General features: G+C 42.4%; 13 protein-coding genes. 1 reads left to right on the top strand and 12 read right to left on the bottom strand.

The window, feature by feature from the left end; all coding sequences use genetic code 11:
- Nucleotides 1-141: 141 nt before the first annotated feature.
- The 11 genes from DM444_RS23680 to DM444_RS19945 form a co-directional block, all read right to left on the bottom strand.
- The gene (locus DM444_RS23680) at nt 142-306 is read right to left on the bottom strand and encodes a hypothetical protein (protein ID WP_162614999.1); all 165 of its coding nucleotides are present in this window, start codon (nt 304-306) and stop codon (nt 142-144) included.
- Nucleotides 303-875 (bottom strand): AAA family ATPase, encoded by a 573-nt coding sequence (locus tag DM444_RS19990; protein WP_204251699.1) that lies wholly within the window; start codon nt 873-875, stop codon nt 303-305. Before DM444_RS19990 ends, DM444_RS23680 begins: the two co-directional genes overlap by 4 nt.
- Nucleotides 876-1,010: 135 nt before the next feature.
- Complete coding sequence (locus tag DM444_RS19985; RefSeq protein WP_162615006.1) at nt 1,011-1,304, bottom strand: carboxypeptidase-like regulatory domain-containing protein; 294 nt, start codon at nt 1,302-1,304, stop codon at nt 1,011-1,013.
- 628 nt (nt 1,305-1,932) lie between these two features.
- Nucleotides 1,933-2,313, bottom strand: coding sequence for a helix-turn-helix domain-containing protein (locus DM444_RS19980; RefSeq protein ID WP_111289909.1), 381 nt, complete (start codon nt 2,311-2,313; stop codon nt 1,933-1,935).
- Between the two features lie 256 nt (nt 2,314-2,569).
- Complete coding sequence (locus DM444_RS19975) at nt 2,570-3,265, bottom strand: hypothetical protein (RefSeq protein WP_111289907.1); 696 nt, start codon at nt 3,263-3,265, stop codon at nt 2,570-2,572.
- A gap of 283 nt (nt 3,266-3,548) precedes the next feature.
- Nucleotides 3,549-5,159, bottom strand: a complete 1,611-nt coding sequence (locus DM444_RS19970; RefSeq protein ID WP_162615005.1) for an arylsulfatase — start codon at nt 5,157-5,159, stop codon at nt 3,549-3,551.
- Nucleotides 5,160-5,769: 610 nt separating this feature from the next.
- Entirely contained in the window at nt 5,770-6,780 is a 1,011-nt protein-coding gene (locus DM444_RS19965; RefSeq protein WP_111289905.1) for an NAD-dependent epimerase/dehydratase family protein, read from the bottom strand.
- A gap of 63 nt (nt 6,781-6,843) precedes the next feature.
- Nucleotides 6,844-7,419, bottom strand: coding sequence for a Crp/Fnr family transcriptional regulator (locus tag DM444_RS19960; RefSeq protein WP_111289903.1), 576 nt, complete (start codon nt 7,417-7,419; stop codon nt 6,844-6,846).
- Between the two features lie 436 nt (nt 7,420-7,855).
- Nucleotides 7,856-9,022, bottom strand: coding sequence for a cation:proton antiporter domain-containing protein (locus DM444_RS19955; RefSeq protein ID WP_111289901.1), 1,167 nt, complete (start codon nt 9,020-9,022; stop codon nt 7,856-7,858).
- Between the two features lie 79 nt (nt 9,023-9,101).
- Complete coding sequence (locus DM444_RS19950; protein WP_111289899.1) at nt 9,102-9,554, bottom strand: Hsp20/alpha crystallin family protein; 453 nt, start codon at nt 9,552-9,554, stop codon at nt 9,102-9,104.
- 238 nt (nt 9,555-9,792) lie between these two features.
- Nucleotides 9,793-12,864 carry an amino acid adenylation domain-containing protein gene (locus tag DM444_RS19945; protein WP_204251698.1) on the bottom strand — a complete coding sequence of 1,024 codons (3,072 nt, stop codon included), beginning with the start codon at nt 12,862-12,864 and terminating at the stop codon, nt 9,793-9,795.
- Nucleotides 12,865-13,056: 192 nt separating this feature from the next.
- Between DM444_RS19945 and DM444_RS19940 the strand changes: the two genes are divergently transcribed.
- Nucleotides 13,057-13,251, top strand: a complete 195-nt coding sequence (locus DM444_RS19940; protein WP_111289897.1) for a hypothetical protein — start codon at nt 13,057-13,059, stop codon at nt 13,249-13,251.
- A gap of 425 nt (nt 13,252-13,676) precedes the next feature.
- Here DM444_RS19940 and DM444_RS24110 read toward each other — a convergent pair whose 3' ends face one another.
- Nucleotides 13,677-13,889, bottom strand: a complete 213-nt coding sequence (locus DM444_RS24110) for a hypothetical protein (protein ID WP_162615004.1) — start codon at nt 13,887-13,889, stop codon at nt 13,677-13,679.
- Between the last annotated feature and the right edge of the window lie 15 nt (nt 13,890-13,904).

Raw genomic sequence — 13,904 nt, 5'->3', positions numbered from 1 at the left:
AACAGATTCCCTAACCCAATCAATTTTACCGTCACCAGTCAAAATCATAATCAGAAACATCTTTAGAAAGAAGAAAAGAAAGAAAGAAAGAAAGAAAGCCCTCATTTCTGAGAGCTTTCAAGTTTTAGTAAAATACTGTTTTTATAAAGAACTGGCTTTTATCCTTATGATCTTACCATCCTTCATAACCACTAAATCGCTGTTATTCTTCTTTTTAAACTCAATTAATTTTTCAGAAACCTTATCCATTGCCTCTATGATCTTTTTCTGAGTCGGTGTCGTTGTTGTTTTATGTTCTCCCATCATCTGTTATTTTTGAGTCTATCTAACTTGATTTTATTTATAATCTCAATTGGATTGCCTAATGTCTTTTGTGCTATCAATTCAGCTTTTACGGCTGTATTGTCAAAAATCAATGCCTCATTGACTATTGGCAGATATATATCGAATAAATTATTTATTCCGTTTTTATACCTGCGTCTAATAACATCGGTTTCAATGTTATGCCCTCCTTCCTGAACTCTTGTCCTCACCCTCTCGATAGCCAGGTCGACACTATCCAGCCAAAAAAATAAAAGCACTACTTTATAGCCTTTTTCCTGAGCCGCAATTACTTTCTGTTTATAGCTTTTTGTCGCTAAGGTAGTTTCGAAAGCAAAGACCTCATTATTGGCTAATAATTCCTTTATTCTGTGAAGCATTATCCTTCCCGATTCAAAGGCGGCCTTTTCAGGCTGGAAAGGAGAAAGACCTTTGGCAATTTCGTCCGCATTTACAAACTCTTTGCATTGTAATATCTCAGGAAGAATTGTAAATGAAGCTGTAGTTTTACCCGCACCATTACAGCCAGCTATTATATAGAGATTTTTATCCATTATTACAAAGATAAGAATTTCAGCCCAATTCCCTGCCTAATGGTTTTAAAAAGAGTGCCGCAGAAACAGAACTGAACCGATTTGTTCAGTTATAAATTACCCATGCTGCCAAACAGGGGCTATAGGCTGCCTGTACTAATCCGGATAGATATAATATCCGTTTTTTCGCATCTCCCGTCTTATTCTTCTTTTTTGCTTACGGCTTTCAATAGGCTTAAAAGCCTCTAAATGCACTTCATAGCAATCTTTAGAGGTAATGGCAACTTCTTTGGATTCTAAACCTATAAAGCCTACAACTAATGTGTCATTTTCATTAATGCTGATTTCAAATTTTCCATCCATGTCTGCATAAGTCCCCTTTCTCTCATTTTTCACGATTATAGTGGCACCTGGCAACGGACCATTTTCATCCATTACAATTCCACTCACTGTTTTAGTAATTTTAATGCCGGATTTTGAATCTTTTTGAGTCGAGCACGATGCAAAAATGCATAAAAGACAGCACGACAGGCAGAATCTAAGTCTCATTTGCCACATATTTTTTCAATTAATTTTATTAGATGGATGTAACAGCATTTCTTCTGAGCCAATCCATTTTAGCAGAAGAGGAATAGCATTTTTAAAAACGAATGCCATGTTTCGCTGCCCATCCCTACTCCAATAGATGATCAATTAACGTAAAAGGTTGGGAACAGCACCGAAAATAATCAGGAGTTAACATTACAAGATTAAGGTTAAATATTGCAGTACTATTTTCTTTGCAATATCTGAAGACAGCGAAGCGGAAGCATCATAAAAATCCAATTCCAAAAAACAAACCTGCTCCAACCAATTCCCCTCTCACCGGCCAAAACCAAAAATAAAATAAGTCTGAGAAAAAAAAACATATAACTAACTAACCATACTTAAATCTTTGCAAGCCTTTATTTTTTAATTTTCAATTATTATTATTTTTACAAACAGATTGCACATCTGCACTATTTGCTGCTGTCCACCTGAGGCCATAAATTGATCTGTTTCCATAAAATATTAAAGAACAAATAATTCAAAGATCGCATTAGATTTTGGAGATTCTATTTAAAAAATTTGATAGAGATGTACCTTTATGTTTACGAAATGCCCTAAAACAGCTTGTTCGGCAGCCAAATCCGCAGGCAGACGAGATTTTCTCAATAGAAAGATCCTTTAGCATAGGTTCATTTAGATTTTCTATCAAATACTGAATTCTTTTTAAATTTATGTAGTCATTAAAATTGAGGCCAAACTCTGCATTGATAAGATAAGAAATCTTATGAACTGTGATTCCTGTTTCTTCTGATAGCTGGGCCAGGCATAAATCTTTATTTAAAAAAAGTTTTTTAGAATTTGTAAAAAATTCTATTGCTGCTAAACATTCTTCTTTTTCTTCCTTTCTTAATTTGTGAAATATATTACCCATACGTTTAATTTTTTTTAAAATTATTTTCAATTAAATAATAAAGCACATATTTTTTACAGTGGCAGGCACCATCTAAAAACCAGATATAAATCCGGCATTAGCGGAGTTCCTGATGCATCCCTCCGATCTTTAAGCCATAAATTCAGGTTCCTACTTTAATTTAATAAAAAACAGACCAGCATTCCATTGTAGATTCTCTAAATGATCCAAAGCTAATTAATGCCTCAAGAATAAAACCGTTTTACAGCTTAAGATCTCAGCTCAACAATCTGGATCGTATGCTGGAAATGTATTCATATTTAATGAGGCTAGTATAAACCGACTGGACTAACTGTGATTCCGATGCCGCAAAGCTGCTGCTGATACAGAGGTCTGCAGCAGATGCCGCCTTTGAAGCATTTTTCTCATATATTCTCAGGATTTCGGCCAGATGGCATCCTAGTACAGCAGTGCCACTGTAAACTGAAAGCTGCGCACTGAGCTCTTGCATTAGAAAAGAAGCCTGAATAGATGCATGGGAATCAGCGCAGAGAGCTTTTAACGGGAATACTGCTGGGGTCAGCCCGCCATCAGTATCACTGATGGCATTGCAAATAGCAGCCTCACGAGCTTTAAAAACCGGAATATAGCCTCCTAATGGCACTTCTATCCGCAGATCATTATACTTTCCTTCTGCCTGATAATATAGGCCCAGCAGTTTTCTGAGCCTTACTGCGTGGGTTCTGACAATGGCATTGCTGCCGTTAAAAGAAGCCGGACATTTCAATACATTCACAGCAATTGCATATTGCTTAATGCACCCGGCTCTTTCAAGCATTGTTTCATTTACGATGAACCTCAGAAATTCAGAAAGCACGGCAGATTTTCTGAATTCCTGAAAATGCCGCACCCTTTGGAGTTCTGAATCGATATCGCTGTGAGTAAAAAAAACGGCCGTCTGTAATTCGATCATATTTTAAGGCTATTAAACAGCAGATTTGCAGCTGCATCCAAAATTAAGCGCTTTGTGCTGAAAATTATTGAAAATGATTCCCGTTTTGGTTTCACTTTATAATCTGAAACCTTATTGTCCTAATTTTTCTCAAAAGCATTCCCTCAGCGGCCGAAACAGCATAAAAAAATATAAAAGAGAATCAATAACTTAAAGAAAGAAAGAAAGAAAGAATGTTTTTTCTGCAGAAAATGAAAAGAGACGGCTAGGCCGTCTCTTGCAATATAAAAAGCTGAATATCCGATTATTTAGGGTCTACGCTCAGCGGCGGGAGATTCACCTTCTTTTCGTTCATCATTTTTTTCACCTGTTCGATAGTCCTGTATCGTTCAATCTGCATCTCTCCGGTAAAAGTTTCGCTCTGAGGCGCTCTTGGTGGTATCTGGGCATAAGTTTTCATCAGATCGGCAATGGCCTGATTAAAAATTATAGCCGTCCATGTCTTCTCTGTCCAGCTGTTCATAAACAGATCATAGCGCTCTTGGGGATCCTGCCACAGGTTATAGATAGCCGGAACTGTCGCCACATAGGTTTCATCTCCTCTCCAGCCAAGCTGCTGTCCAGGAGCGTCACTACCTGCAATAGCGCCATTATCTCCACGGGTATTGAATACCGCTTTGAATTTTCCGATACGCACAGCTCCCGGCGATAATTCAGCCTCAGTAAAATAAAACCACCTATCGCGAAGCGGCGTTCCCTTCTTAAACAGCACATTTGACATATCATAGCTGTCAAAGACCATATCAGCTCCCGCCCTGTCCTTTTTAGGAAGCTCCACTCCGGCAAGGCTTGCAAATGTTGCCATAAGATCAAGCCCTCCGACAATATCATGGCTTTGGCTTCCCGCTTCAATCTGTCCCGGCCACCAGGCAATTGCGGGCACGCGGCTGCCGCCTTCCCTGTCTGTCCCTTTAGTGCCTCTGAAAGGGGTATATCCAGAATCGGGATGCACGTCCTGCCACGCGCCATTATCTACCGTGTAGATAACAATGGTATTTTCGGCAATGCCCAAAGAACGGATCTTATCCATAATTCGGCCCACATTGTAGTCCATCTCCACTACAGCATCCGAATATTTGCTTTTGCCCGGAGATTTGCCGACAAACTGCTTGGAAGGAAGGTTGGGCTGATGGTTTTTGGCAAAATTGATGCACATAAAAAATGGCTCTTTGCTTTTTCCGTATTCATCCAGCTGCTTTAAGTTGTTCTCCACCATCATCATATCAAGCTCAGCTATATTCTCTTCGGTCACCTTGCTTACCTCGCGGGCTTTTCCGCCTGCCTCGCCTTCAAGTATGCCTGTGGTCACTTTTTTGAAAAGTTCCAGCATCTCTGGAGACATCTCTGGATTCCAAGACTGGAAAGCATAGGTATAGGCATTCAAATGGTAAAGCACCACATTCTGCATTTTGTCAAAACCATGTGCTATAGGCATTGAATAATCTGCTTCACCTAAATGCCATTTACCTGAAAAATAGGTTTTGTAATTGGCTTTTTTAAGAACTGATGCCAGCGTCCATTCCTCTTTAGGCAGTCCGCCTCCCTGTCCCTGGAAAGCAACGGTAGTCATACCGCTTCGATTGGGAATCCTCCCAGTGAGCATCGCTGCCCTTCCTGGCGTACAGCTGGGCTGTCCGTAAAAGGACCAGAACTGCATCCCTTCCTTGGCCATCCGGTCCAGATTGGGCGTGGGCATTCCGCGTCCAACCCCTCCCCCGTAGACTCCCAAATCTCCCCAGCCGGTATCGTCTGAGATGACCATTATAATATTAGGCTTCTTTTTAGTCTGAGCCTCTGCATTAAAAAATGCAAGCGCGCTTAAAGCGGCGGCTAACAATATGGCTTTCTGTCTCATAATTGCGTTTTATTGGATTAGTATCCAATAAAATTAAAAACCAATTCTCATAAACACTTCCAATTCAATCCCTTAAATGGTTTCATCTTATAAAATGAAACATCAAACCATAAATAAACAGACCAAAATGAAGCTGTAAATTAAGAAGCTTAGGCTCGATGCATTAAAAGACAGCTTTCAAATACACAAAACACTTTAAACATCTCCGCTTTCACCGGCCAAAATCAAACTAAAAAACTCCAATAAAATAAAAACAATCTAAAACTAAATAACTAAAAATAAAAAAAGCCCTCATTTCTGAGAGCTTTCCATTGCTGCTGAAATTTTCTTTTATAAAGAGCTGGCTTTTATGCTTGCGATCCTACCCCCCCATGATCACAGCCAGACCGCTGCTATTTTCCAACTTAAACCCAATCCGTTTTCAGAGACCTTATCCATTGCCTCTATAATCTTCTTCCGGACCGGCGGCCGCTGCTGCTTTATGCTTTCCCTTCATCTGCTATTTTTGAGCCTATTGGCCCTGACTTTTGCATGGCCTGAATACATCGCAAAAAATAGCACTGGCTTGCCGCTAAAGATGCTGATCGGGAATCTGAGAGAATCAAACCATTTATAGCAAATTCCTGCGCTCCATAAGATAAGCCAAGGCTTCTTTTACAGCCTGCTCCGCATTTTTCGGATTGAAGCCTAATTCATTCCTCGATTTGGATATGTCAAAATCCTGCTGCAATCCAGAGAACATTGCAATATCTTTTGTTGTGATAACCGGCGGTTTGCCGCTTATTTTAGCTGAAAGCTCCATAAAGCCTGCGATTGCATATAGCACGAACTTAGGAACAGACCCAGGAATTTTGAGCTTCAGTTCCGGATAATTTTTTTGAGCCAATTTTGTGGTATCTGTAATGGTCATGCATTTTTCATTGGCAAGAATGTAGCGTTCGCCTGAACGCCCCTTCTGGGCAGCAAGAAGACAGCCTTCGGCTACGTCTTTTACGTCCACCCAATTTAAGGTTATTCTGGTGTCCATCGGAATTTGTCTGTTTAAAATAAGCTTAAGCACTCCGTATGAAACATTCAGGGGAAGAAAAGCCTCTCCTCCAATCATTGCGCCCGGCATTACAGACACCAGTTCAATGCCCAATTCTTTGGATAATTGAAAGGCCAGCTTTTCACCATCATTTTTAGAGTTATAGTACATATCCCTGCGATCGGGATTATAGCCATTGCTTTCTTTAGTCGGGAGATGGGTGTAATCCAGCGCGGCAATGGAACTCACATAAACAATCCTTTTTACGCCGGCTTCCGCCGCTGCTGCTATTGTGTTGCGGATTCCGGCCATGTTCACTTCATAGATTTCCTTTTTAGGATCTTTTGCCCATAATTTGAAAGCGGCTCCTACAGCATAAAATGTCTCAACACCCCGAAGAGCCTTTACGAAAGAAGCCTTATCCGTAATATCGGCGTGAACCACTTCGCAGTCCAGATCTTTAAAACAGCCTTTACTATTGATGTCGCGGACAGAAGCCCTAACCTGAAATCCTTTTTTTATCAGCAGTCTTACCAGGTTATTGCCTAAGTGCCCATTGGCGCCTGACACCAGCACTAAGTTTTTATTTGTCATGAATCTTAATTTAAATGATAGCGCAAAGTTCTGCTTTGCCCATTTAAATCCGCTTCACAAATGTTACCTAATGATCTGCTTTCGGATGCGGCTCAAACTTTTAGGATTCATCCCTAGAAAAGAAGCGATATGCTGCATTGGGACATTATGCAGAACCTTCGGACGCTCATCAATAAGCTTTAAATAGCGCTGCTCGGCAGTGAGCGCCGCCAGATCTTTAGAGCGCTTTTCATTATAGGCCAATGACTGCTGAAACACTAAAATGCTAAAGTCCCTAAAACCCTGACTTTGGCGCATCAGCAAATCAAGATCTGCCTTTGCAATCCGTAAAAGCACGCAATCTGTGATGCATTCCAAATTTTCATCTGAAATTGTCTGACTGATAAAATTAGAATAGGATGTTATAAAACCGGGAGGGCAGTTAATGTGCGTAGTCACCTCGTCCCCCTTATTATTATAATGGAATAGACGGACAAAGCCTGATTCGACAAAATATAAATACTTGGGAATTCTTCCGGATTCTTCCAAAATACTGTTTTTGGAACACACGACCCGGTCAAAATATTGTGTGCACAAATCTCTTTCCCTGCCGGAAATTTCCACCGTTTGCGCAATAAGTTGGAGAAGCTGATAATGCATAGCGCAAATTTAAAAAAAATGCGGCAGGATTACGGCAGCCGCATGCATTAATGCTGCACCATATAATTCGATGCGGCGCATGACAGATAAAGAGCCGACAATTAAACCTGAACCTGCAATATATCAAAATTCACATAAATAAACACAATAAGCTCCTGTCTGCAAAATGTTTCGATAGCATTAGGTGAATTTTAAATTAAGAGCAAAAAACTCAAGCAGTCAAAATCTCCCATCCGAATAGCAACACCGCTCCGGCAACCCTACCTTTCGGCAGACAAAACCATACTAAAAACAGTCCGATTAAAAAAGGAATAAAATCAAAGACTAAATAACAAAAATTAAAAAAAGCCCTCATTGCTGAGAGCTTTCAACCCTTATTGAAATACTGTCCTGCAATCCCAAAGCGGTTTGAGCATTAATCAATGGCCGGACCAGTTCAAGCCTTTTGAGACGGCAGCTTATAGATCAGCTTCTGGATGATGGCCAGCCAGATGCTTGACAGAAGCATGGTGGAGGTAATCACTGCAAGAGTAATCTGATGCATATAATCTCCAACCAGCCCAAGAGAAGCGGCAAGCGTAAGCAGCACAAAGCTGAATTCGCCAATCTGCGACAATAGCGCGCCAGCATATATGCTGTCCCTCCAGCCGTTTCCGCTTAGCTTAAAAAGCAGGCTATTGATCAAGCTATTGATTATCAGAACGCTTATAGCCACCAAGACAATTGTGCCGGCATTGGCCACAAAAAATCCAACATCAAGCTGCAGTCCTATGGCCAGAAAAAAAAATGCCATAAAAAAGACCCTAAAGGGAATCAGCGATTTTCCAAGCCAGCGCGTTGCCTTATCCTGCCCGATCACAATTCCAGCTGCAAAGGCTCCAAAGGCTGGCGAGAGCCCAAACCAGAAACTGACCCAGGCCATCCCAAAACATATGCAGAAGCCGATGAATACCTGCAGATCATGGTCGGCAATAAGCTCTCTTCTCATGGGAATATTAAAAATCCTCCTATTGATGGCTGACCGCAAAAAAAGCAGTATGAGCATGCCGCCTATGCTGACCTTGGCAAGCTCCAAAAAAGAGGTATTGCTGCCTGAAATGAAATTTAGCGATAAGACCATTGGCACAACCAGTATGTCCTGCATCAGCAGCACACCGCATGTTATAATCCCCAACTGGCTTTTAATCTCGCCGGTTCTCTGCAAATACTGAAATACAATAGCCGAACTGCTGAGGCTTATGATAAAAGATAATAATATAATCCTACTGGCTGGCCATCCCAACTGCATTCCCAAGACATACATGCATAAGGCACTTAAGAGGACCTGGACCAGAGCTATTGCAAAGGGCCTGCAGAAATGCTGGCTTAAATGGTGCAGGTCTATCTCGGTTCCAATGGAAAACATCAGAAGGACAATACCGATTTCGCCCAATTCCGCCGCCACTGCCGGATCAGGAATTATATTCAGGAGTTTTGGCCCCAAAAGCACGCCCGCAGCTATATAGGCAATAAAATAGGGCTGCCTGAAGCGGCGCAGCACTAGTATCAGCAGCAGCACAGCAAAGCAGAGCACGGCCAGGGCAGAAAATAAGTCCGAAAACATAATTATAGCTTTTTGTAATGATTAAAGCTGCCCCGAAGGGCAGCTTTAAAATAAAAAAGGTAAAATAATCGATTAGAAATCAGGCAATTTCAATCATTCTAGGCGGCTTCTGCTTCGCCTGCTCTTTTTTGGGTATGGACAGATGAAGCAGGCCATTGACATAACGTGCACTGATCTTTTCTTCGTCCACCACATTTTTAGGCAGCTCAAAGCTTCTCTGGAAAGACTGGTAGCTGAATTCCCTGCGGGTAAAATTCTCCTGCTCGATGGTCTGCTTGTTTTCCTTTTCCGAAGAAATAGTCAGCAGGTTTCCGTCGAGGGTGATTTTGAAATCGTCTTTCTCCAGGCCTGGAGCGGCCACTTCGACTTCAAAATGTTCTGCAGTCTCTCTGATGTTTACCGATGGCAGGGTGGTGCTTGTTGTAGAAAAATTTTTGTTTTCCCAATTGAAAAGCTCGCGGCCAAAAACGTCATCAAAAAACGTATGCTGCAGGCCACGATGCTGGTTTGCATTTCTTTTGATAAGATTCATAACATTTTACTTTTAATTGTTATACAATATTTTTGAACATACACTGCCTTTGCAGTGCCAGGGACAAAAAACCAAAATTATGCCAGAGAAAAAAAATGACATTTTTTCAGTTTCCATAAGCGAAAAAATGTCAGTTTTACCCTAGCTTTACAAAGAAAGAAAGAAAGAAAGAAAGAAAAAACACATAGCCGGCTTAGGCAAAAAGGCATTATCCCTTTTGCAAAAAAATCTTTGCCTTTTAGATGACCCCCATAAATTCCAAGTACCTCCCCATAAGCTCCCTGTCAAAAACAGGGGGCGCCAAATCGGCATCTTCCAGGAATTGCTTTGTATTGCTTCTGTCATAGTAATAGGTATTCTCATAGGCTTCCACCAGGGATCTGCCCTCGTGCACATCCTCTGTAAAGAGGCTCAGCAGAGGATATATGGGAAGATTATGGTCATATTTCCATTGGCTGAGCCATTGGTGATACTCCATCCCTTCCAAGCCCATGGCGTAATATTCATTCATTTTAGCGCAGAAATCCGTTAGGGACACGTCATTTTCCGCCAGAGGGGAAAGATGGAAATTTAAGCCTACGGCTTCCTTCTTTCTGCTGATGTGCATAATGGCCCTGCACATATAATCCACTGTTGTCAGTTCATCCTTTAGCCCCATCACCAGCGGAAATGATTTCAGCTCGACGCAGCTTCTTATGAGCGCACCCCACCACTGGTTCATTTCAGTTGCGCCCGAAGCGCCATGGCATACTGCAAAGCCCAGCCTGAAATTTATGATGGGAAGCCCTTTTGCCTTTGCCTTTTCGGCAATGCTTTCCATTACCCATTTGCTTTTAATGTAGCCTAAGTCACGGCAGACCGCTTCGAGGTTCTGGCCTATGGCATCATCCTCATACATCCATGTTTTTCCGGTAAAAGGCCTTCCCCAGCTAAAGACGCCCATTGAGGAGAGCAGCACCAGAAATTTCACTCTTGCTGCGGCGGCCAGACCGATAATATTGTGCAGCCCGTCAATATTGGGCTTTTTAATCAGCGGATACGGCTGCACATAGCTTACGGAGCTTCCCGAATGGTATATGACTTCCATCTCCTCTGCAATGAAGCGGTAAGCCTGATCTTCCATTCCAAAGCGGGGCAGAGACAGGTCTCCTGGCATCGCTTCAATCCGGCCATCATAATCGGCAGGCCAGGGCAGCTTAAATTTTGCAAAAGTGCTTCTAATGCGCTGCAGCCCCTCATTGGCAGACGGGGCGCGCACCAGGCAGTATATTTTGGCGGCCGTATCCTGCAGAAGCTCCGCCAATAGATGGGAGCCGACAAAACCGGTCGCGCCCGTCAGAAAAACATTCTTGGGATTGCCCAGCACAGCGGCATCCGGCAGTGCCTCCACAGTAAAATCAATCCGCAGCTCCGAATCCTGAATCAGCTCGCTGGCCATTATTCGGGCCTTAGCCTGCTGCGTAATCTCCGTTTCAAGCATACGTTTGTCAATTTCTTTTACAAACGCAGAAATAGTCGTGAAAATGTAAAGTTCCGGCAGGCTGATCCTATTTCTTACAGGCTCGGGAAGAAGGGCATAAAGCTGCGCCAATAGCAGGGAATGCCCTCCCAAATCAAAAAAATCATCTTCCTCTCCAATGTCTTCGGCCGAAAGCAGCTCCTTCCAGATATGCCTTACAATTTCAGTGAGGTTATCTTGCTTCCATTTCGGCTGACTGGCATTTTTAATCTGGCTCTCGGGGATTTCCAAAAGCGCTTTATCTATTTTGCCGGCATGCGTCAGGGGCATTTCATCCACGGCAATGATTTTATCGGGAAGCATATACGGGGGCATTGCCTGCTGCAGCTTTGCTCTGATGCCCTGCAGGGATTTTGCCCGATCATCCCCAATGCCTCGGAGCTTGACAAAAGCAACGAGCGCGGGCAGGCCATTGGCCTTTTTTTCAACCTTAACTGCCGCCTTTGAAATCTGAGGCAATTTGGCCATATTGTATTCAATTTCTGCAAGCTCAATGCGGTAGCCTCTGATTTTGACCTGATCGTCCTTTCTGCCGCAGAATTCGAGATTTCCGTCGGGCCTTTCAAGCACCATATCTCCCGTCTTATAGATAGTCCCGCTGCCCTGCAGCTGGCCTGAAAGCCATTCCGGGGCCTGCAGAAAAGCTTTTCTGGTATCCTCGGGCCGGTTCAGATAGCCCAATGCCAGCTGGGGGCCGCCTATATAGAGCTCTCCGATGGCTCCTTTGGCTGCGGGCCTGAGATCTTCATCTAAGACCAGTAGATTTACATTGGGCATTGCAGATCCGATAATTCTCGGATCCGTTTCCTCTTTAAACTCATAATTGCTTACGGCAACTGTAGCCTCTGTCGGTCCGTAGCTATTGATCAGACGCACTTTCCTGCACCAGGATCTCACAGTGCTTTCACTGCAGGCCTCACCGCCAACTGCGATGGCCTTTAGATTGCCTATGGGCTTATCTAGAGGCAGTGAAGCCAATACCATCGGAGGCATAAGAGGCACTGTATCGATATTATGGGCCGCAATAAAATCCAAAAGCGGCTCGCCGACAATCCTGTTGTTGGGATATAGGTATATGCAGGCGCCTTTTATCAGGGGCGTCCAGATATCAATCACAGCGGCATCAAAACTGGGAGAGGCAAACTGCAGCGTTTTGCTCTCAGAAGACAGGCCTAAAACCTCAGCCTGCTGCCGCACAAAATTATAAAAGGCCCCATGTGCGATAACGACGCCTTTGGGCGTTCCCGTGCTCCCGGAAGTATAGATGATATAAGCGGGGTTCTGAGGCAGGATTTCAGCATGCATGCCGTCTTCAGGCATCTGCTTATATCCATCATCCTGAAACAGAAGGTCCAATGCGATGCTTTCAATTCCATCTTTGCCGGCTTTTTCCAAATATTCCCGGCTGGTCAGCAGCAGATCGATTTCAGCATCGTCGGCCATCAGATGTATCCGTGCCTGGGGCAATTCTCCGTCTATGGGAAGATAGGCTGCCCCTGACTTTAAAATGGCCAAAAAAGCAATAATGCGGTCGGCGGACTGCGGAAGGCACACTCCCACTCTCCCTCCCCGCCCAATTCCATGCAGCCGTAAATAACGTGCCAGCCGATTGGCCTTGGCATTGAGGTCCCCATAAGCGGTTTTCCCTCCCCCATCGGCAAGTGCCGATTTATGGGGATACCGCTCTGCAATTTTCTCAATCTGTCTTATAATATTGCCGGCATTATCCTGAAAGCCGACTGTTGGATAATCATTTTTCATTTCGTTGCCAGAATCCATTTCTTTTTCCATTGGGCAAAATTTTATGTTAGACACTAATTTTTAAAACACTGATAGACAAGCTTAATATATTTTTTAACATTAAAAAACACATAAACAAAATAACTAAAAAATATCTTACAAATTAAACCTGTCCCCAATAATAATTTAAATTTAACACGCTGTAAATAAACAAATTAAACCAACAAGCATATATATAGAGCATTGCCTCTAATTACATATTGCATTGCAAAAGAAAAAACGAAAAAAAAAAAAAGAAAGCGCAGAAAAAGCGGGCACGAAGAATGCAGTGGCGCTATAAGCCCCGAAGGCGGACAAAGAAGCTGGAGTCCGTTATGCGCACCGCGCATGCGATGGCCGCTAGCTTGGCCTGCTTTTATTGCGATTGAAAACGGATAGCATCCTAAACTAAAAGCTTCCGCATAAATTTAAATTGCAGCACAGCTATCAGAAAGCTCCCCCTCTATAATAAGTATCCCTGTCACCAGCCAAATGAAAAAAAAACAGTCTAAAAAAAACAGTCTAAAAAAAACAGTCTAAAAAAAACAATCAATAAGCAAAAACAGCCTAAAAAGAAAACAGCCATAAACCATCTGGCATATAACAGATTATAAAATAAAAAAACAGCCCGAAGGCTGTTTTAATTTTTATGCGATACTACTATAAATCATTGATAATCTGCAAATGTTTTATGCAATAGCTAACCGCCAGCACATCTGATGCATTGCCAAAAGCACTACATCCATGCCCAAGCATAAAAAAAAGTCAAAATCTTAAGGCTTACATGGCTTTACATGCTGCTTCAGCAATTCTTGCAAATCAATTTACAATTTCTTTTCATATTCTCCGATCTTTCTTTCTATGTAAAAAAACATGAAAACAAATTGGGCAATTAAAAAAATCCCGAACATGTTTTTGTTCAGGCTTCCGCCTAAAAGGAAAATAACTGATACAAATATGGAATTGAACAATGCTATCCAAAATAGCACTATGGCTGCAAGCCTGTTAGAATACTGCCAGTTAGACAGATTTTTCATTGATTTGCTGCTTCT

Source organism: Flavobacterium ginsenosidimutans (assembly GCF_003254625.1).
Classification (GTDB): domain Bacteria; phylum Bacteroidota; class Bacteroidia; order Flavobacteriales; family Flavobacteriaceae; genus Flavobacterium; species Flavobacterium ginsenosidimutans.
Note: the sequence above shows the minus strand (reverse complement) of the source record. Positions and strands in the feature narration are given on the sequence as shown.

Coding starts and splice junctions, on each gene's coding strand:
- DM444_RS23680 (WP_162614999.1), bottom strand. CDS start 306: ATGATGGGAGAACATAAAACAACAACGACACCGACTCAGAAAAAGATC.
- DM444_RS19990 (WP_204251699.1), bottom strand. CDS start 875: ATGGATAAAAATCTCTATATAATAGCTGGCTGTAATGGTGCGGGTAAA.
- DM444_RS19980 (WP_111289909.1), bottom strand. CDS start 2,313: ATGGGTAATATATTTCACAAATTAAGAAAGGAAGAAAAAGAAGAATGT.
- DM444_RS19975 (WP_111289907.1), bottom strand. CDS start 3,265: ATGATCGAATTACAGACGGCCGTTTTTTTTACTCACAGCGATATCGAT.
- DM444_RS19970 (WP_162615005.1), bottom strand. CDS start 5,159: ATGAGACAGAAAGCCATATTGTTAGCCGCCGCTTTAAGCGCGCTTGCA.
- DM444_RS19965 (WP_111289905.1), bottom strand. CDS start 6,780: ATGACAAATAAAAACTTAGTGCTGGTGTCAGGCGCCAATGGGCACTTA.
- DM444_RS19960 (WP_111289903.1), bottom strand. CDS start 7,419: ATGCATTATCAGCTTCTCCAACTTATTGCGCAAACGGTGGAAATTTCC.
- DM444_RS19955 (WP_111289901.1), bottom strand. CDS start 9,022: ATGTTTTCGGACTTATTTTCTGCCCTGGCCGTGCTCTGCTTTGCTGTG.
- DM444_RS19950 (WP_111289899.1), bottom strand. CDS start 9,554: ATGAATCTTATCAAAAGAAATGCAAACCAGCATCGTGGCCTGCAGCAT.
- DM444_RS19945 (WP_204251698.1), bottom strand. CDS start 12,864: ATGGAAAAAGAAATGGATTCTGGCAACGAAATGAAAAATGATTATCCA.
- DM444_RS24110 (WP_162615004.1), bottom strand. CDS start 13,889: ATGAAAAATCTGTCTAACTGGCAGTATTCTAACAGGCTTGCAGCCATA.